General features: G+C 36.1%; 11 protein-coding genes and 1 pseudogene. 6 read left to right on the top strand and 6 right to left on the bottom strand.

Annotated features, from left to right (window positions below):
• Window positions 1-36 precede the first annotated feature (36 nt).
• On the top strand, window positions 37-1,776 hold the full coding sequence (locus QL232_RS08385) for a glycoside hydrolase family 3 protein (protein ID WP_281613771.1): 1,740 nt from the start codon (window positions 37-39) through the stop codon (window positions 1,774-1,776).
• Window positions 1,777-1,831: 55 nt separating this feature from the next.
• On the opposite strand, the gene QL232_RS08380 is transcribed toward QL232_RS08385, so the two are convergent.
• Both QL232_RS08380 and QL232_RS08375 read right to left on the bottom strand, forming a co-directional pair.
• Window positions 1,832-3,040, bottom strand: a complete 1,209-nt coding sequence (locus QL232_RS08380; protein WP_281613770.1) for an NAD(P)-dependent oxidoreductase — start codon at window positions 3,038-3,040, stop codon at window positions 1,832-1,834.
• Between the two features lie 188 nt (window positions 3,041-3,228).
• A complete protein-coding gene (locus QL232_RS08375; RefSeq protein WP_281613769.1) occupies window positions 3,229-3,804 on the bottom strand; it encodes a TerD family protein in 576 nt (191 codons plus the stop codon).
• Between the two features lie 114 nt (window positions 3,805-3,918).
• Between QL232_RS08375 and QL232_RS08370 the strand changes: the two genes are divergently transcribed.
• The 5 genes and pseudogenes from QL232_RS08370 (at window position 3,919) to infB (ending at window position 11,683) form a co-directional block, all read left to right on the top strand.
• Window positions 3,919-5,040, top strand: a complete 1,122-nt coding sequence (locus QL232_RS08370) for an FAD-dependent oxidoreductase (protein ID WP_281613768.1) — start codon at window positions 3,919-3,921, stop codon at window positions 5,038-5,040.
• A gap of 126 nt (window positions 5,041-5,166) precedes the next feature.
• On the top strand, window positions 5,167-5,811 hold the full coding sequence (locus QL232_RS08365) for a cytochrome c (RefSeq protein WP_281613767.1): 645 nt from the start codon (window positions 5,167-5,169) through the stop codon (window positions 5,809-5,811).
• 235 nt (window positions 5,812-6,046) lie between these two features.
• Window positions 6,047-6,517 (top strand): ribosome maturation factor RimP, encoded by a 471-nt coding sequence (locus QL232_RS08360; RefSeq protein ID WP_168881043.1) that lies wholly within the window; start codon window positions 6,047-6,049, stop codon window positions 6,515-6,517.
• Between the two features lie 39 nt (window positions 6,518-6,556).
• Window positions 6,557-7,801 (top strand): annotated as a pseudogene (nusA, locus tag QL232_RS08355) (transcription termination factor NusA); the annotation flags it as partial.
• A 645-nt stretch (window positions 7,802-8,446) separates the two neighbouring features.
• Window positions 8,447-11,683 carry a translation initiation factor IF-2 gene (gene infB / locus QL232_RS08350; protein WP_281613766.1) on the top strand — a complete coding sequence of 1,079 codons (3,237 nt, stop codon included), beginning with the start codon at window positions 8,447-8,449 and terminating at the stop codon, window positions 11,681-11,683.
• A gap of 149 nt (window positions 11,684-11,832) precedes the next feature.
• On the opposite strand, the gene QL232_RS08345 is transcribed toward infB, so the two are convergent.
• From QL232_RS08345 to QL232_RS08330, 4 genes are all read right to left on the bottom strand, one after another.
• Window positions 11,833-13,614, bottom strand: a complete 1,782-nt coding sequence (locus QL232_RS08345) for a histidine kinase dimerization/phosphoacceptor domain -containing protein (RefSeq protein ID WP_281613765.1) — start codon at window positions 13,612-13,614, stop codon at window positions 11,833-11,835.
• Window positions 13,615-13,727: 113 nt separating this feature from the next.
• Complete coding sequence (locus QL232_RS08340; RefSeq protein WP_281613764.1) at window positions 13,728-16,079, bottom strand: glycoside hydrolase family 3 N-terminal domain-containing protein; 2,352 nt, start codon at window positions 16,077-16,079, stop codon at window positions 13,728-13,730.
• A 92-nt stretch (window positions 16,080-16,171) separates the two neighbouring features.
• Complete coding sequence (locus tag QL232_RS08335) at window positions 16,172-17,824, bottom strand: RagB/SusD family nutrient uptake outer membrane protein (RefSeq protein ID WP_281613763.1); 1,653 nt, start codon at window positions 17,822-17,824, stop codon at window positions 16,172-16,174.
• Between the two features lie 11 nt (window positions 17,825-17,835).
• On the bottom strand, window positions 17,836-20,949 hold the full coding sequence (locus QL232_RS08330) for a TonB-dependent receptor (RefSeq protein WP_281613762.1): 3,114 nt from the start codon (window positions 20,947-20,949) through the stop codon (window positions 17,836-17,838).
• Window positions 20,950-21,062 lie beyond the last annotated feature (113 nt).

Genomic DNA, 21,062 nt, shown 5'->3' with positions numbered 1-21,062 from the left:
GGTCATAGCAAGCAACCAAATTAAGAAGTAAAGAGAATGAATTATTTTAAAAGTACCCTTTTAATAGCAAGTAGTCTATTGATAGGTTGCTCTTCATTACCCCAAAAAGAGCAAACAACCCACATCACTCCTAACCAAGCATATAGCTTCCCAATAGATGAGAGCTGGAAAGAGTTATCGATTAGAGAAAAAGTAGGACAAGTGATCTGCTTTAATTATTCAGAAAAAGACATTGAAAAATACGGCAATGGAAGTATTAAAACTTTTCTATCCAAATACCCTATTGGATCTTCCTTTCTTGCCAATTGGAGTGTTGGTACTTCACCTGAAAAGTTTCAATCTATAGCAAAAGAACTACAAGAAAATAGCAAATACCCTTTGTTACTTTCAGAAGATTTTGAATCGGGTCTTGGAGAAGTAATTAAAGAATATACATACCTTCCTGGCGAAATGTCTTTAGGTGCAGCTCAGTCACCCGAATTAGCTCATCAATTTGGAAAAGTTTTAGCTACTGAAGCCAGAAGTTTAGGTATAAATTGGGTACTAAACCCTGTGGCAGATATTAACCTTAATCCTTCTAATTTTTTAACTAATTCAAGGTCAACTGGAGACCAAACAGAAGTAGCCATTAAAGTGCTACCACATCAAATTAATGGACTCCAAAGTAATGGTGTTGTAGCTACTGCGAAGCACTTTCCAGGAGATGGAACAGATGTTATCAATCAACATTTTGCAACTTCTTCTATGCAGCTTTCTATGGATGAATGGTATCAAGAACATGGTAAAGTATTTCAGACTGTAATTAATGAAGGTGTACAGGCAATTATGCCAGGCCATATTACATTTCCAGCATATCAAAAAGAACAAGTAGATGGAGAATACCTTCCTGCGACACTCTCTTCTGAACTATTGCAAGGATTATTGAAGAAAGAGATGGGATTCAATGGAGTCGTTGTTTCTGACGCACTCAATATGGCAGGGATCGCGAATTATTACCCAAATCAATTAGAGACTGAAGTTGCCTGCTTTGTTGCGGGGTGTGATATCCTTTTATGGCCCTCTTTAGTAACTATGGATACTATTGTCGCAAGAGTAGAAAGAGGAATTATTACCATGGATAGGCTAGATGATGCTGTTCAAAGAGTTTGGAGAATAAAAACCCAGCAAGGATTATTTAAGAAAGACTATCAAGTATGTAAAAACATCACTAAAACTACCTTATTGGAGAATAAGCAAACTGCTCAAAAAATTGCGGATAAAGCCATCACACTTATCGCCAATAAACATGATGTCTTACCAATTAAGTCAGATGAAACTCCTTCTCTACTATTCGTTTACGTAAGTCAAAATACTATCAAAAGTAAATTCAAGACTTTAAAAAATGAACTTCAGGAAAGAGGATATAAAGTAGATGAAAAAGTTGGTCTATCATATTTTGCAAATGCGGGTAAACTTCAAGAAGTGAACAACACTTATGATAAAATTCTATTCATATATCATTCAAAACCTAATGCACCTTGGGGTTCACTATTATTTAATGGCGATGAAGCACTCAGTATGTGGTCATCAAATATGTTACCACGAAATAAGGTAATATCTATTGGTGTTGGAGATCCTTATAAGAATATCTTATACCTACCACAAATATGGGGTCGTATCAATGTATACAATAATGATCCATACAGCCAGAGGGCTATTGCTAAAGCAATAAATGGAGAGATTACCATGAACGAGCACTCACCTGTGCTGCCACAAAAAGTAAAATCTATTCAATAAAAAAAGGTTGCTGAGGACTCTTCTTCAGCAACCTTTTTTGTTATATCAATATTGATTATTCTTTGCCATCAACATAATCCTGTAAGTAACTAAACTTAGGAGTAAGTTGCTTACCATGTGTGATTGTAGCTCTTTCAATAATCCCTTTATCTTCGATAAATAAATCTTCCAATACATTATCAATCATCTGACGACCAAATGATTCAGAAGCATCCCTTGGCAATTCATTTGGCAAATTGTCTACTGCCATTACAGTAATGTTATCTTTTGAAGACAATGCGGCTTCCTCTTTACCTGTTTTAGGATTGAAATCATATAAAGGATCTGCAATTGTAGACGGACGGACAGTAGAAGGAATAGAACCTTCAATATCACATGTCACATCGGCAATCACTTTAATTTTAAAATCGTCCTTCTTCATATCTTCTTTTGTGAACAAGACTGGAGCAGCAGGGTGCCAAAATGCACCAGCAACCAACATGTCTGCTACAGGAAGAAAGTCTCCAAAAGTAGAGTTAAAATCACCTGGGTTAGCATAAAAATCTTTGATTTCGAAAGGAGTATTGTCCTTCTTCACATGGTAGTCTTTTGATCTTAACTGCACAAATACAGGCTGACCAAAAGATTCATTAATAAAGTCTTCTCTGCTTACCTTTTTAATTCCAGCGGCCAATAATGTTTCTACGGCACCATTAGCTACTCGACCACTACCTGTAAGAACAATTTTATAGTCTTGTGGCAGTTTCACTTTTTTACATTCGATCCAAAGTTCATTTAAGTCATGGCAAAGATGAGCGGGCTTTAAATCATAAGTTCCCATTCTTTTACCATAGGCTAACAAACCATTGTAAGCACCAACTAAACCAGCAAAACGCCCAAAAGCAATAACTCTTGATCCATCTTCTCTTGTTAGTACTTCATAGTCCATAATATCAATATTATTGGACATGATTGCTCTTAATAATTCTCTGTTATATGGTTGTTTTTTGATAGTATGAGAGAAGAAGAAGTATTTTTTGTTTTCAACCAATTCTGGAATTGGCACTTCTTTGATTCCTAAAAGGATATCACAATCATCTACATTATCTACCACAGCAATACCTGCTTCCTGATATTCCTCGTCTTTGTAACAACGAATTGGGCTTTTTTGAACATAAATTTCAACATCAGGGTATTTCTCTAAAACTTCCTCACATTGTGCAGGCGTTAGAGCCACTCTTTTGTCTTCAGGTATTTTGCCTTCTTTTATGATTCCGACTTTCATGCTTATATGCTGTATTTGCAGTTAATTCCCTCTAAAAATTTGTCTTAGGACAGTGGGTGTAATAGACTGCGAAGATGTAAATAATTTATAAGACCCCCAACAAGAAGTCCAATATTGTAACATATTTTTTTAACTAAAAGTCAACTTTTTGTTATAAATCACTATAAAATTAAAATTTCACTCTGTTTCTATAGCTCTGGAATAAAGCGATCTACATAACCTTGCAGTCCTATTTTTGTTCCCAACTCAGTAGGTACAAACTGCCATCCGTCACCATCTCTTACCAATTTAGCGAACTCCACTTCTGTATCATCACTAAACTCTGCATCTAAATCATAATGAAGAATCTCTCCTCCTGTTTCCAAGTCGATCATTCTAATATAAGCTTCTTCAAGGTTACCGAAATTATGTCTCCTAACTTGTGCATCATAAATGCTTACCACAAAACGTAATTCATGTACCATTGGACTTATATATGGAAGGTTAAGTAAAATCTCTTCGTCATCTCCAATCCCATCTCCAGTTCTGTTATCTCCTTTATGGCGTACCATTCCATCGGGTGACTGAAGGTTGTTATAAAACACAAAGTATTCATCACTAGGTAGTTTTTTATCTTTACCCAACATAAAAACAGAAGCATCCAAGTCGAGTTGCCCGCCTTTTCGTACTTCCCAACCTAAACCTACTTTCACTTTAGTAAGCTTATTTGCAGCTACTTCCTGTAACTTTATTCCTTTGCCTTTTTTTACAATCTTCGTTGCCATAGAATCAGTAAAGTTTACGCTATCTTTTGTAACTTGTAGAAACGATTTATCTACCAACCATAAAGATAAACCACAATAAAGTTAAACAACACATTTACTATACCAAACAAACACATGATTAGCTTCTGGGAGAAAGACAGCTTTATTCAATACGACTTGATTATTGCAGGTAGTGGTATTGTAGGCTTAAGCACTGCTATTGAATTTAAAGAGAAAAACCCTTCGAAATCAGTCCTAATTTTAGAAAAAGGGATTTTCCCGACTGGGGCAAGTACAAAAAATGCAGGTTTTGCCTGTTTTGGAAGCCTTACCGAAATTATTGACGATCTACAGCATTATAGTGAGGATATTATTTTAAGTACTGTAGAGAAAAGGTACAAGGGACTGGAAAAGTTAAAGAACCGGTTGACCAACTTTCCATTTGATTACCATCAATACGGTGGGTATGAATTAATCAGTAAAGAACAATTACATTACTTAGACCAACTACAAGAAGTCAATAAGTTACTAGAACCGATTTTTAAAGCACCCGTTTTTTTAAACGTGAGTGATAAAATCGCAGCATTCAAGTTTTCAAATGCCCATGTACAGCAATTACTTTTTAATCAGTTTGAAGGGCAAATCCATACCGGAAAAATGATGAAAGGTCTTTTAAGTAAAGCAAGACAATTAGACATTGAAATTATAACGGGGGTAGAAGTCATTGATTTCTATGATGAAGAAAACAGAGTCATTGTACAGGCACATCATGAATTACAAAAAGTTGATTTTTATTCAGAACAACTTTGTATTTGTATCAATGGATTTACCAACCGTCTATTACCTCAACTTAACGTCAACCCAGGAAGAGGTCAGGTTTTAATAACCTCACCTATTCAAAATCTTCCTTTTAAAGGCACTTTCCATTATGATCGAGGCTACTATTATTTTAGAAACGTTGGGGATCGTGTCCTTTTTGGTGGAGGCAGACATCTCGATTATGAAGGAGAAACTACAACATCTCTTCAAACGACTCCATATATTCAACAGCAATTAGAATCTTTATTAAAAGAAGTTATTCTACCTAAAAATGATTTTACAATAGATATGAGATGGTCTGGAATTATGGGATTTGGGGACCAAAAGGCTCCTATTGTTAAATTATTATCAGATCGAATCGGTATAGGAGTTAGAATGGGAGGAATGGGAGTTGCTATTGGTTCTGAAGTGGGAACCCAATTAGCAGGCATCATGTAAAAACAATTTAATTATGTTCAAGTTTTAATAATTATGATGCATATTGCAACGCATTAGTAGATGAAAGAGCATTCATCAACACGCAAATAATAAACTTTAGTTCAAATAAACATCTCAGTTTCAGCAATGTCACACGTTATTTTAACGCACAGAATTGTAGTAAGTCTTTTTTTCCTTATCTACTTAATTAAGACGATTTTACTTTTTGTAAATCAAGGGTCATTCGAGAAGTTTCGTAAAGTGATCAAAGTACCAGAAATGATTGTTTCATTTTCATTTTTGGCTACAGGCTTATATATGATATTCGCTTCGGATATTGTCATCTCAACTGCATTATGGATTAAATTCGGCTTAGTGGTGGCCTCTATTCCATTAGCAGTAATTGCGACAAAGAAGAGCAACAAGATTATGATGTTAGGTTCATTATTATGCTTAACAATGGCTTATGGAATGGCAGAAATGCACAAAGCTAAGCAACGTAAAGCAATGACTAACGCACCTGCTGTAGAAGTATCTTCAGAAGGTCTAACAGAAATAGAAAAACAAGGTCAAAAAGTATATGGAAAAACTTGTTTAAGTTGCCATGGACCAAACGGTGATGCACAAAGAAGCGGTGCTGCAAAATTATCTGAAAGCGGATTAGATCTCGACGGTATTAAAAATGTTGTTAGAAACGGTAAAGGTGTTTACATGCCAGAATACAACAAAACTCAGATCAGTGATTCAGATTTAGAGGCATTGGCTAATTATGTGTTAACACTAAGAAAGTAGCACAAAAAATTTATTGCATTTTTAGATGTTATCTCTATCTTTGTGACAACATCATGGAAAGCATCTAGAAGGGAGCGAAAATCGTCTCCCTTTTTTGTTTGTCATTTTTTCTTAAAAACGGAAATGATCACCATTAAATCATTGACTATCAAATAAAAATAATTGATATTCATTCCACATTAAGAAAAGCTTGATGTTGTTTTCTGAAAAGATTTCAATAATTGAAGAAAAAATAATGGATTTAGCTGCACAAATAAGAGAAATCGCTGAGCAAAACTTACCTGATGAATCAACTTTCATTGTGAAAATTGAAGCAAAAGGCATGCGACGCTTAAAAGTGCTCATCATTTTAGATGGAGACAATGGAGTAACAATCGAACAAGTTACTTCTGTTTCAAGAGCTGTAGGTAGAGAGCTTGATGAAAGAGAGCTAATCAAAGATGAGTATACTTTTGAAGTTACTTCTGCAGGAGTAGGTGAACCACTTGAATTACACCGTCAATACGTTAAAAATATTGATCGTAAGGTAAAAGTAACTCGTAAAAACGATACTAAGTTTACTGGAAAGCTAAAAGTAGTCAATGAAGAAAGCATTATTATTGATGCTGAAATCAAAGAAAAAGGAAAAAAGAAAGTAGAAATTAAAGAGATGGAAATTCCTTTCTCAGATATCGAACAAACGGTAATTGAGGTTTCTTTCAATTAATTTTTACACATAAAACATAACAACAAAACATTTGCAGATATGAACAGTTCAGAATTAATCGAATCGTTTAAGGAATTTGCCAAAATGAAAGGCATTGACCGTCCTACTATGATCAAAATCCTAGAGGATGTATTCAAAACAATGATTCGTAAGCAATATGGCGATGACGCTACATTTGACGTAATTATTAACGTTGATGCTGGTGACTTAGAAATCTGGAGATACCGTCAAATTGTCGCTGATGATGCTGAGGACTTTGATGCTCAGACTCAAATTCATTTAACTGATGCAAAGAAAATCGAAGAAGACTTCGAGGTTGACGAGGAAGTAGCTGAAGCAGTAGAAATTGATTTCTTCGGTAGAAGAATGGTTCAAACTGCTCGTCAGACACTAATTCAAAAAGTAAAAGATTTAGAAAAGAAAGTTCTTTTCGATCAATATAAAGAGCGTGTTGGTGAATTAATCATGGGTGAAGTATACCAAACTTTACACAGAGAGTTTATCATCATCGACCAAGATAACAACGAATTATCTCTACCAAGAAACGAGATGATTCCTAAAGACCGTTACAGAAAAGGTGATCATATCCGCGCTGTAATTGATAGAGTAGAAATGAACAATAACAACCCTAAAATTGTATTGTCTCGTACTTCTCCTTTATTCTTACGTCTTTTATTTGAAAACGAAGTACCTGAAATTTTTGATGGTTTAATCGCAATCAGAAACATTGTACGTGAGCCAGGTGAAAGAGCAAAAGTATCTGTAGAATCTTTCGACGAAAGAGTTGACCCTGTAGGTGCATGTGTAGGTATGAGAGGTTCTCGTATTCACTCTATCGTACGTGAGTTACAAAACGAAAACATTGATGTTATCAACTACACTGAGAACTTAGACTTAATGATCCGTAGAGCATTAAGCCCTGCTCATATTGCTGGTATTAAAATCAATGACGAAGAGAAGCGTGTTGAAGTAACTTTACCTCAAGATCAAGTTTCATTAGCTATTGGTAAGAATGGCCAAAACATCAAGTTAGCCTCTAAATTAGTTGGTTACGAAATCGACGTATTTAGAGAAATCATGGAAGGTCAAGATGACGACATGGACTATGATGTAATGGAATTCAACGATATGTTTGATGACTGGATGTTAAATGAATTTAAGCGTATTGGTTTAGATACTGCAGGTGCCGTTCTTGACCACACTGTTACAGAGCTTGAGCGTAGAACTGAACTTGAAGAAGAAACTATCATCGCTATTATGGAAGTGATGAAGAGACAGTTCGAGGAAGATCAAAAAGGTGGTAACGGTAGAACTCAAAACAATGCCAATCAAGACGATGAAGATTTAGAAGATCTTATCGACTACTCTGATGACATTGAAGAGTACGAAGAAGCGGATACAAAAGAAAACGCAGAAAGCCTTGACCAATACAAAAACGTTATTGAAGAGTGGATTATCGATGAATTCAAAAACGTTGGTTTAGCTACAGTTATCGATGTAACATCTTTAACAAGAGAAGAAGTGATCGAAAAAACAGATTTAGAAGAAGAAACAGTTGATGAAGTATTAGCTGCTATCAAAAAGTAATCTCTAAATTCTCCGTTTTTTAGATAAAAAATATTTTTTGAAGGAGGTTATTAATAAAAATGACCTCCTTCAATTATGTTATTCCAACAATTTGTAAGCAGAAAGAGGGCTGAAAATTCTATTTTTGTATTATAAATTGGAATATTAACTATAATAAGTGCAAAAAGGTCGATTTGATTTGCAATTAAATTTAAGTTTTAAGAAAGTAACTTATATCTTTGCAATCTAGAAGTGTTGATATGTAAAGTTCGTCATAAAACACTTTGTCAAGCTTTAAGCTTATTATTGATTAATTGCTGTGATAGCAATAGGTTACGAACAAAGTATTACGAAAAGGATTATATGGCAGATCAAAAGATGATCAGATTAGGCCAAGCGGCCAAAAAATTAAACGTAGGACACTCGACCTTGATCGAGCAGCTGAAGAAGAAGAACATTGAAATTGAATCTTCATCTCCAAATGCTAAGATCACAGAAGAGCAATTTGCTTTGCTTAAGAAAATGAATGCCAAGTCTATGCAAGACAAAGAAGAGGCATCACAAATCTCTATTTCTTCTAAAGTAGGGAATACAGTTATTGAGTCTAAAAAATCAAACAGACCAAAAACAACAGATAAGGAAGAGGATCATCTGATCATTAAAAACAGTAATCCTGATGAAAAAGCTGAGTCTGCTCCTTCTGCACCTAAAAAGGAAGAAAAGAAAGAAGAAAAAGCTGAATCGTACAGCGGAAGACCTAGCTTAAAAGTAGTTGGAAAAATTGATTTAGATTCTCAAAAGGCTAAATCTCAAAAACCAGCAAACAAAGCTCCTGAAAAGAAAGCAGAAAAACCTGCTCCAAAACCAGAAGCACCAGCTCCGAAGAAACAAGAAAACAAAGTTTCTACGCCTCCAAAGGCTAAAGAAACGCCAAATAAACCGGCTCAACAAGAACAGCCTAAAGCTACTCCAAAGAAAGAAGAGCCAAAAGCTCAGCCAAAACCTGAGCAACCTACTGAAAAAGTGAAAAAGAACGAAAACAAAGAAAAAGCTGCACCGAAGCAAGACGAAAAGGTAGCTAGCAAAGCCCCTGCTAACGAAGCTCAGCCTTCTGCAGATGCTAAAAAGGAAGACGCTGCTATCAGTGCTAAGGCAGACGAGTTAAAAGGACTTACTGTAGTAGGTAAAGTCGATCTTTCTTCTTTTGAAAACAGACGTAAGAAAAAACAACGTCCTGTTGCTTCTTCTGATGACCAAGGTGGCCAAAAGAAACAACGTAAGAAGAAAAGAGTTCCTGTAGGAAATTCTGAATCTGGAGCTAAACAAGGCGGTGGCCAAGGTGGCAATAGAAACCAAGGCGGTAATAGAAACCAAGGTGGCCAAGGTGGTAACAGAAACCAAGGTGGTCAAGGCGGTAACAGAAACCAAGGTGGCCAAGGTGGTAACAGAAACCAAGGCGGTCAAGGTGGTAACAGAAACCAAGGTGGTCAAGGCGGTAACAGAAACCAAGGCGGTCAAGGTGGTAACAGAAACCAAGGCGGCCAAGGCGGTAACAGAAACCAAGGTGGTAACCAAGGCGGAAACCAAGAAAAAACATTCCGTAATGCTGACGCTACTTCTCAAAGAGGACAAGGAGGCAATAAGAAAGGAGGCAATAAGAAGAAGGGTAAACCTTCTGAAAAGGATATCCAATCAGGAATGAAGAGAGCGAACCAACAGTTGAACCAATCTGGTTTTAAATCAACTCGTGGTAAGCACAAACAAGCGAAGAAAAATAAGCGTGAGGCTGAACAAGAAGCACGTTTACAAAGAGAAGCAGCTGAACAACATATCTTAACGGTTACTGAGTTCGTTTCTACAAACGACTTAGCAAACATGATGGATGTTCCTGTTGCAGATATCATCATGACGTGTATGAACAGTGGTATGTTTATATCCATCAACCAACGTCTTGATAAAGAAACAATTGAGTTAATCTGTGCTGAATTTAACTTCGAACCTAAATTTGCTTCTGCTGAAGAAGAAGTAGATGCACCTTTAGAAAAAGAAGATAAGCCAGAAGACTTACTTGAAAGAGCTCCAATTGTAACAATCATGGGTCACGTTGACCACGGTAAAACGTCATTACTTGACTACATCCGTGATGCAAACGTAGCTGATGGTGAAGCAGGTGGTATCACACAGCACATCGGTGCATACGATGTAACAACTAAGACAGGTAAGAAAATTGCATTCTTAGATACTCCAGGTCACGAAGCCTTTACAGCGATGCGTGCCCGTGGTGCAAAAGTTACTGACGTTGCAATTATCGTTGTAGCTGCCGATGATAACGTGATGCCTCAAACAAAAGAAGCAATCAACCACGCATTATCAGCTGAAGTACCTATCGTTATTGCGATTAACAAGGTAGATAAGCCAAATGCGAATGTAGATAATATTAAAACTCAACTTTCAGCAATGAATATCCTTGTTGAAGATTGGGGTGGTAAATACCAAGCATTCGAAATCTCTGCGAAATTTGGTCAGGGTATCGATGAGCTTTTAGAAGGTGTACTTCTAGAATCTGAAGTATTAGAATTAAAAGCTAATCCTAATAAGAACGCTGTTGGTACTGTAGTTGAAGCATCATTAGACAAAGGTCGTGGTTACTTAGCTACTGTATTAGTACAAGCTGGTACAATGAAAGTTGGTGATGTAATGCTAGCTGGTGGTTACTATGGTAAAGTGAAAGCAATGCTTGATCATAGAGGACACAGAGTAGCAGAAGCTGGTCCTTCTACTCCAGTTCAGGTACTAGGTCTTTCAGGTGCACCTCAAGCAGGTGATAAACTGAATGTACTTGATACAGAACGTGAAGCAAGAGAAATTGCTAACAAGCGTGAGCAGTTATCGCGTGAGCAAAGCTTAAGAGCTTCTCAACGTCCTAACTTAGACCTATTCAAGCGTCTTGCTCAAGGTGAGTTACAACAATTGAACTTAATCATCAAAGGTGATGTGGATGGTTCAGTGGAAGCATTATCAGATTCATTATTAAAACTGTCGAATGACGAAGTTGAAGTAAGAATTATCCACAAAGGTGTTGGTGCCCTTACTGAATCAGATATCCTATTAGCTGCTGCCGATAAGGAGAACCCAACGATGATCATTGGTTTCCAAGTTCGTCCTACTCCAAATGCAAGAAAGCTAGCTGAGAAAGAAGGTATTGAAGTACGTCATTACTCAGTAATCTATAACGCTATCGATGATGTTAAAGCTGCCATGGAGGGTCTTCTTGAGCCAGATACGGAAGAGAAAATTGTTGGTAACGTTGAGGTTCGTGAAGTATTCAAAATCTCGAAAGTGGGTACTGTTGCAGGTTGTTACGTTACAGATGGTTACATCAAGCGTAACTCTAAAATCCGCTTAATCCGTGAAGGTGTTGTTATTTACGGTGGTACTGAAGGCGGAGAAATCGGTGCTCTTAAGCGTTTCAAAGACGATGTAAACGAAGTGAAATTCGGTTACGAATGTGGTCTTAGCATCGCAAACTACAATGATATCAAAGTTGGTGACGTTGTAGAAGCATTCGAAATCACAGAAACAAAACGTACGTTGAAATAATCCATCACGTACTCGTAATACTATTAAGACCGCTTGTTGCCAGCAAGTGGTCTTTTTTTATAAATGATATTTCAATTTCTTATAGAAAGAAAAAGGTCAAGTACTATCATAGAATTTGACCTTAATTATTTATACTATTAACTCATAATCTAAACACTTATGATTAAAGTAATTATAGTTCCTTTAGAAGAATCTTTACTTAAAGTACCATTTAATTGCTTTACCAGTGAATCGACAAGATGTAATCCAAAAGAAGTTCCATTAGATACGCTATTTTCCAACCCGATACCATTATCCATTACTTTAACGATTAATAGCTCAGATTCTTTCTTCACACTAATGATTAACTGAGGATTGTCGATTCCTTCAAAAGCATATTTCATTGCATTAGTCACCAATTCATTAACTATTAAGCCTAATGGAATTGCTTTATCAATATGTAATGGAATATCATCCACTTCAAATTGTGGCTGTAAAGAAGCATCAAAACTAAAAGTTAGATTTAGGACTAAATCTTCTAAGTAATTTTTTAAATCAATATCTATATGTGCATCAGTCTGATATAATTTCTGATGGATCAATGACATTGCCTCTACTCTAAATCTTCCAGAGTCTATCGCTTTTACTGCAGGATGATCTCCTAATTGATTACTTTGAAGATTCAATAAGCTAGAAATCATTTGAAGATTATTCTTCACTCTATGATTCAGTTCTTTTAGAAGAAGGGCTTTTTCTTCTTCCCTTTCCATAATAATATCTTTCTGCTGCTGTAATAACAGATTTGTTTTTTTTCTTCGCTTGGATTCATAGTAGAGATAAACTGATAGTGCAATAAAAATCATTGCAATTACAGCTGCACATATGGAAACATAAGATTTTAAAGCATCTTTCTGTTTTAATAATTCTAGCTCAAATGCTACTCGATCCAAATCAAATTGATGTTTTGCATCTTCTAGTTTCCTTAAACTCTCCAGATTAATCAATGAGTCTTTGTATAAGATCATTTCCTCCTCAAAAAATAAAGCATCTTTATACTGCCCCTTATTTTTATAATACCTTACTAGTTCTTTAGAAAGCTCTTTTACCTGTTCTTTCGCTTGTAGTTCTTTAAATACTTTATAGGATGTTAGGTACCTAGTTTCTAACCCTTCGGTTCTATGTTCTTTCTCATCCAATTTTATTAATTCTACATTGTAGATTTCTGCATTTAAATCATCTCCATTGTTCTTGAGTTTAACTACCCCTTTTTTCAGATTGGTCTTTGCAATATCGTTTTCACCTAAAGCAAACTGTACCATACCTAGATTACCATATGCAAAGCCATCAATAATTTCAGATTTTGTTGCTTTATTAAGTGTTATTGCTCTGTTTAAATAGACCTTTGCACTATCATATTGCTTTAATAGGCGATAACATTCTCCCGTATTATTGATCGTAAATATGTAATTAAGTTTCTTCTTGTTCTCAGGAAAGGTTCTGATTGCTTTTTTATAATACCTTATTGCCTCCTCATATTCATAAGTGGTATAATAGATCCCTGCCAATTGGGCATAGTTCAAGCATTCATAATACTTATTATCTAGCCTAATATTTATCTGTGATGCTTCATTTAGTAATTCTATAGCCCTCAAATTGTTTCCTAGTATTCTATGAATATTACTTAGGTTTTCAATCGCTACACTTTTTTGATCATAGTCTTCTAACTCTTCTGCAAGTTGAATAGATTTTTCTAGATAGGGAATAGACTCTAAACTATTTAAATGATAACCAATACGGTTATAATAGATCGCTAACGAATCTTTTGAAAGAGTCGATTCCTTTTCATTTAAGACTGCAATTAGACTGTCAGCTTTATGCTTTGTTTGAGCGTTAAGTGACAAACTTGTCGATATAATCAGTAATAGTAAGTGAAGTACGTTTGTAGTTTTCATATCAAAAAGTAACAGGTTTAGTTCTCGTAATGTAATGGAGAATAAATTAAAATGAAAAAAAAGGGATTGAAACCTTCATTTCAACCCCTTTTTTAAATAATTATTTTCTTTGCCTAGATTTCTTTGTTATCAAATACAACTGTATTTTTCACTTTAAGATCTGCTGACAACTTATCTATTTTCACTTTAAAGTCACCTTTTTCTACTGCTGTTTTAAGATCAGCTCTTACAAAAGCTAAATCTTTACCAGACAATGTGAATTTAATCGTTTTTGTTTCACCTGGCTTCAACTCTACTTTTTCGAATCTTCTTAAACGCTTATTGTCTGGTGTTACAGAAGCATATAAATCCGATGTATAAAGTTGTACTACTTCTTTACCAACCACTTCTCCAGTGTTTTTGACATCAACAGAAACTGTAAAAGTATCTTCTCCATTGATTTCATTTGAAGATAATGTCAAGTTTGCGTAATCAAAAGAAGTATAGCTTAGACCATGACCGAATCTCCATTGTAAAGGCATTGATGAATCATAATCATACATTCCTTCCATTTTTGTTGGAGCTTCTGATGGTTTATGATCATAAGTACCTAAAGCATTTGGATACATCGGGTATGAGTATGGCAATTTACCTGAAGGGTTTACATCACCAACTAACACATCTGCTAATGCATCTCCACCAAAGTTACCTGGTAAATATACATGTAATACCGCTTCTGCTTTATCAACAAATTGTGATACTAAACGAGGACGACCTTCATTTAAAATCATCACAACAGGCTTACCTGTTTTAGCTAACTCTTCTGCTAACTTTCGTTGGTTTTGAGAAATATATAAGTCATGCAAGTTACCTGGTGATTCTGTATACGTGTTTTCACCAATGCAAAGTAAAATGTAATCAACATCTTTTGCTGCCGCTACTGCAGCATCAATATCAATGTTTTGCTCTTCATAGTACTGGCCATCGTTTTTATACTCAATACCAGCAACGTATTTTACATTCTCTTTTCCTAACTTATTTTGAACTGCCTCTAAGATAGTATTGTATTCAGCTGCAAACTCATAAACCTTCTCACCTTGCCAAGAGTATGACCAGCCACCATTTAATGTACGCATTGAATTGGCATTTGGTCCAGTTACTAATACTCTGGCATTTTTAGGTAAAGGTAATATATCGTTGTTATTTTCTAATAATGTAATAGATTCCGCAGCTGCTTTGTATGCATCTTTTTCAAACTCTTCGCTACCAAACTTAGGGTAATCTTTTACTTTAGGGTATGGAGTTTTGAATAAACCTAACTCTTCTTTTACCAATAAGATTCTTCTTACAGCATCATCGATACGTTCTATGCTTACCTCACCTTCTTTTACCAACTCAATTAAGTTTGTAGTGAAGTTATAGTTGTAAGGAACCATTGCCATATCGATCCCTGCATTGATAGCCAGTTTTACTGCCTCTTTGTGTGTTTCAGCAACTTTATCTCTGTTGTGAATATTTTCGATATCCGCCCAGTCAGTCACCACTAAACCTTGAAAACCTAACTCTTCTTTTAATAGTCTTGTGATTAACTCATAGTTAGCATGAACAGGAACACCATTAATGATACCTGAATTGATCATGATTGTATGAGCACCTGCATCAATAGCTGCTTTATAAGAAGGTAAGTAATGTTCTCTTAATTCAATTTCTGGTAAATAAGTTGGCGTTCTATCTTTACCTGATTTCTCAGCACCATAAGCAATAAAGTGCTTGATACAAGCCGCAACTCTAGTTTCATCAGATAAGTCATTGTTCTCACCTTCATAACCTTTAATCGCTGCCGCACCCATTTGAGATGTTAAATAAACATCCTCACCATAAGTTTCCCAAATACGTGGCCATCTAGGGTTTCTCCCCATATCCAATACTGGTGAAAAATCCCAAGGAATTGAACTTGCTCTAGTTTCGTATGCTGTTACTTCTGCTCCTCTTCTTGTTAACTCTGGGTTCCAAGTTGCCCCCAATCCAATTTGTTGAGGGAAGAAAGTTGCCTCTGCAGTATAAGTAGTACCATGGATGGCATCTACTCCATATAAAACAGGAATACCAATTTCTTTCATGGCTTCATCTTGAATAGCGGAAATCACTTCATTCCACTTTTCAGGAGTTCTAGCTCTGTTGTTTGCAGTATTTAATACCGAACCAATTTTATACTTTCTAATTGCTTCTTGTAATAATTTAGTATCTACTGCTAATGGCTCATCACTTACATATGCATTTTCACCTACAGTGATTACATCTAATGTGATTTGAGTCATTTGTCCTACTTTCTCTTCTAAAGTAAGTTCTTTTAATATTTTCTCTACTTTCTCTTCCCTTGTTTCTTTCTTCTTATCTGGACGTTCCGAATCAGAAGTTTTTGCAATTGATGGTGAAGTTAATAATAGAGAAAGAATGCCGATAATTAGTAATTTATATTGCTTCATCTATTCAGGTATTGAAGTTTGTTTATTTAAAAACTACCACTACCAAAAGGCAATGGCAGTTTTTTATTTAGTTTGTCTCAACAACTTACTGATTAGTAACCAGCATTTTGTTTTAACAATGGATTTAAGTCTCGTTCTGTTTGAGGAATCGGTTGAAAGCCTCTTTTAGAGTTATCGAAGTTGACAATAAAGTCTGCAGATGCTCCGATATCACCAGTAAGGTTCTGACCTGTTCCGTTTAAGTATTCATCTCCTTCTACTCTTGGACCTCTTAGAGTATATGAAGTAACACTTAATTCGTTGTTTACATAGTTGATATCACCTTTAGACCATCTTAATACATCAAAGTAACGATGACCTTCCAATGCTAGCTCTAATCTTCTTTCTTTCTTGATATCCTCTAAAGTGATACCACTCTTTGGTTGAAGATTCGCTCTTTTTCTCACTGGGTTGAAGTATTTACTAGGATCTTGACCCAATTCTACAGCCAACTCAGCACCTAATAACATGATATCTGCTAAACGGATATAGTGGTAGTTAACACTATAGTTCAATTCTCTAGATCCAGCATCAGGGAAACGAGAGGTGTGTGTAGTAATCTTGTTGGTAAATAAACCAGAGTGATTAAAGCTTGCTCCTAATCCTCCACCTGCATCGATCAACTCTTCTGCAAGAACGATAGTACCGTGCATTCTTTCAAGATCACCTTCTTCCATATAAGCTTCATATAGCTCTTGAGAAGGAATACCTATACCCCATCCACCAGCTAAAATTGGTGTACCTGGGTTTGCTTCACGATCACGAGGACCTGATTGAATACATTGGTAATTACCTCTGAAGCTACCACCCCAATCGTAAGAACCTGTAGCTACATAAGGGAATTCAAATAATACTTCTTGGTTGAAATCTGCACTAATTGGAGAGTATAAATCGCCATAGTTTTCAATCAACATTCTACCAGAGTTATTGATGATATCATCTACCATAGTTAATGCTTGATTTGCATCAATGGCTGCACCACCTTCAACAGGCATAGTTTGTTGGTTATAGTATCCTGTATAGAACATGAACATTTTCACCAATTCTGCCTTCGCTCCATATTTATCTAAACGACCTTGCTGACCATCTGAAATTCTTTCAGCCATCAACTCGATACCATCCATCATATCTTTTGCTGCTTGAGCATAAACTACACTTGGATCTGATTGTTCTACACCTTTCCAGTTTGTAGCGTCTAGAGGTTCAAGGATTAATGGTACGTTTTCGAAGTTTCTAAGTAATTCAAAGTAGAAGTGCCCTCTTAGGAACAATGCTTCTCCTTTATAGTTTTTCTTATCTTCTTCCTCTGTTCCTTTAAACTCAATTAAGTCATAGTTGACTAATAAAGTATTGGCTCTTTGAATACCAGTATAACACTTCGACCATACATTTGCGATTGTAGGGTTGGTAGTAGTGGTTTGGAAACGAGCCATTTCTTGGTATTCTCTCATGTCACCAATATTGGCAGCACCAGTATACATATCATCCGAAAGAACGTCTGATTGTAAGGCTACAGAATAGGGGTAAGCAAAGATTACTTGAGAATAAATACCCATCAACGCTTGGTAAGCTTCTGTTGATGTTTGGAAGAAATTTGAATCATCTACTTTGTTTGTAGGATCAACTTCCAAGAATTTTGTACATGATGTAGTCATCATTGATGATAATGCCACACCACCTGCAATTAATATATGTTTTAAATTCATTGTTTCAATTATTAGAATGTGACATTAAGACCAACTAGGTAAGAAGCTGCTACAGGGTAAGAACCTAAGTCGTAACCACTCCAAACACCTCCGTGACCGTTTTCAGGGTTAATTCCTGAGTATTCAGAGATAGTCACTAAGTTGTTACCTGAAGCATAAACTCTTAGTCTACCTACACCGATTTTCTCACAAGCTTTGTCACTGAAGTTATAACCTACTTGAATGTTTTGTAAACGTAGGTAAGAAGCATCCTCTAAGTGAACCATATCGTTCATCCAAGTGTAGTTCTTGTTTGTATCGTTGTGAGTGAATCTTGGCATGCTTGCATTCGGGTTCGAAGGTGTCCAAGAATCAAGGTATCTTGTAGGGTAGTTTTGTGTAGTCATTAAGTCAGGACGCATTGCAGCATTGATCATTTCACCACCTGCTTGTCCTTGCCAGAACATTGAGAAATCAAATCCTTTGTATTCTAACTTAATTGTTAAACCGTAAGACCAATTGTGAACTGGAGAACCGATTGCTGTTCTATCATTTGCGTCAATTACACCGTCACCGTTTGAGTCTACATATTGAATATCACCTGCTACTGCATTTTTACCATACATCTCGTTGTATGCATCTGCTTGAGCTTGAGATTGGAATACACCATCAGTTTTAAAACCATAGTATACTGGTAAAGACTCTCCTTCCATCATTACTAATTGACCATCAGTTTGGAACATTGTAGGACCGTAAATGATACCGTCTTCATTGTTTACATCCAATACTTTGTTGTCATTGTAAGCAAAGTTACCTGTGAAAGAGTACTTTAATTCACCTTCTCTATTTTGGTAAGTTAAAGCCATTTCAATACCTCTGTTTTGTACAGTACCCATGTTTGTGATTGGGTCTTGCATACCTACATAATCAGGAATTGGTTGGTAACCTAAAAGGTCTTTACGTTGTCTTGAATAAACATCGATATTCGTTGTTAACATGTCTTGGAAGAAACCTGCATCTAAACCAAAGTTAAATTCTTGAGCTGTTTCCCATTTCAAATCTGGGTTACCTGCTCTATCTACACCATAACCAGGCTGAGGGTTACCATCAGGTCCGATTGGATAAGCGTATGTAGGAGCAATTGCTTGCATATAACCGAATGCTTCAATCTTATCGTTACCTACCTGACCCCAAGCTGCTCTAAGTTTCAAGAAGTTGATAGTCTCTGAAGAAGATAAGAAATCTTCGTTTGATAATACCCAACCTGCTTGAACTGATGGGAAGAAACCGTACTTGTTGTTAGGACCAAAGTTTGAAGAACCATCATAACGCATTGTTGCACTTAACATGTACTTATTGTCGTAAGTATAACCTACTCTACCAAAGTATGATAATAATCTCTGGTCATAAGCTCCACCATTTGACTTTTGGTTATTGTCATCAGCACCGTTACCTAAGTAACCATAATGCCATCCTGGTAATTGTAAGTTAGCTCTTGAACCTGACATGTCAATACCTGTTGATTGACGCATAGTCATACCTAAAACACCATTAATTTGATGCTTCTCATTGAAAGTACGGTCATACATCGCTACGTTTTCCCATTGCCATGTCATGTAGTTGTTCATGTTTTGGCTTACTGATGAAGTTGCTACAGTGTTATTCGGGTTGTAGTAAGCTTCTGGAGTATAATTTCTGTTTGACCATGAACCTTGATCGATACCAAAGTCAGTCTTAAAACGTAATCCTTCGATGTTTACTGGCTTATATTCTAAGAATACGTTACCAATTAATTTATTTGTAAATGATTCGTCATTAGTATTCTCAAAACGAGCTAACGGGTTTACAATCTCTCTTAAGTCTTGGTCTGATACTGCATAGTATTGACCATTGCTATTTTTTACGGCACCATTCTTAGTCTCTAACTCAGCAATTCTATTAGGATCAGTTTCGTATACTGGAGTTAATGGATCATGAAGTAATACGTTTTGGATTGAACCACCAAAAGCATTGTTTTCTTGGATACCACTTTGCTTTTCGTGAACGTACGTCATGTTAGCACCAGCAGTTAAAGACTTCGATAATTTGTGAGTACCGTTTAATCTAAAGTTGAAACGCTCATAATTCGACTTGTCAGGAGCAACAATACCGTCTTGTCCTAAGTAACCGAAACTCATTAAGTAAGTAGAGCTTTCTGAACCACCTGATGTTGAGATGTTATGACTTTGAATTGGAGCATTACCAAATGCTTCGTCTTGCCAATCTGTATCAGCTCTTGGATTAGCCATATCAGCTGCAGAGAATGGTTGGTCGTAACCTGCGTTAGCAGCACCCATGTTATGGAACTCCATGTATTGTTGTGCATTCATCAAATCTGATGTTCTTGCAGCTGTTTGAATACCAAAGTAACCATCATAAGTAATTCTTGCTTTACCTTCTTTACCTTTTTTAGTTGTAATCATTACAACACCGTTCGCACCACGAGCACCATAGATAGCAGAAGATGCTGCATCTTTTAGTACTTCCATAGATTCGATATCATTCGGATTCAAGAAGTTAATGTTATCAACTTGCATTCCGTCAACTACATATAACGGAGAGTTGTCACCGTTAGAACCTGTACCACGAACACGGATTTCAATTCCAGCACCTGGCTGTCCTGAAGTGTTTGTTACTAATACACCTGGAGTTCTACCTTGTAATGCTTGAGAAGCGTTTGTAATTGGTGTTTCTGTAATTTCATCTGACTTTACTGATGCAATCGCACCTGTTACTACAGATTTCTTTTGAACACCGTAACCTACTACGATTACTTCTTCTAATTCTTCTAAGTCGTCTTCAAGAGTCACATTGATTGTACCTTGAGTACCAACTACAACAGTTTGTGATTTGTAACCAATAAATGAGAAGATAATACTTGTCTTTTCATCTTTGATATTTAATGAGTATTTACCGTCAAAATCTGTGATTGTTCCGATAGTTGTACCTTCGATTGATACGTTAACGCCAGGTAAAGGCATTCCATCACTTGCACCTTTAACAACACCCGATACCGTTCTTTCTTGTGCAATTACGTTTGCTCCGAAAATTAGCGATACGAACAAAGTTAAGGTGAAGTGTTTACTAAGTAATGTTTTCAATTTCATTTAAAATTTCGTTGTTAGTAAAACACTGTGTGCGAAAACTCATATAGAGGATTCTAAAAATTAAAAATTAGGTTCACCAATAGTTTATTGCCTGCAGACAAGAGGTTGGTTTG

Origin of the sequence: Flammeovirga sp. SubArs3, assembly GCF_947387565.1 — a bacterium.
Classification (GTDB): domain Bacteria; phylum Bacteroidota; class Bacteroidia; order Cytophagales; family Flammeovirgaceae; genus Flammeovirga; species Flammeovirga agarivorans.
The sequence above is the reverse complement of the archived record's forward strand: the minus strand, read 5'-3'. Positions and strand labels throughout refer to the sequence as shown.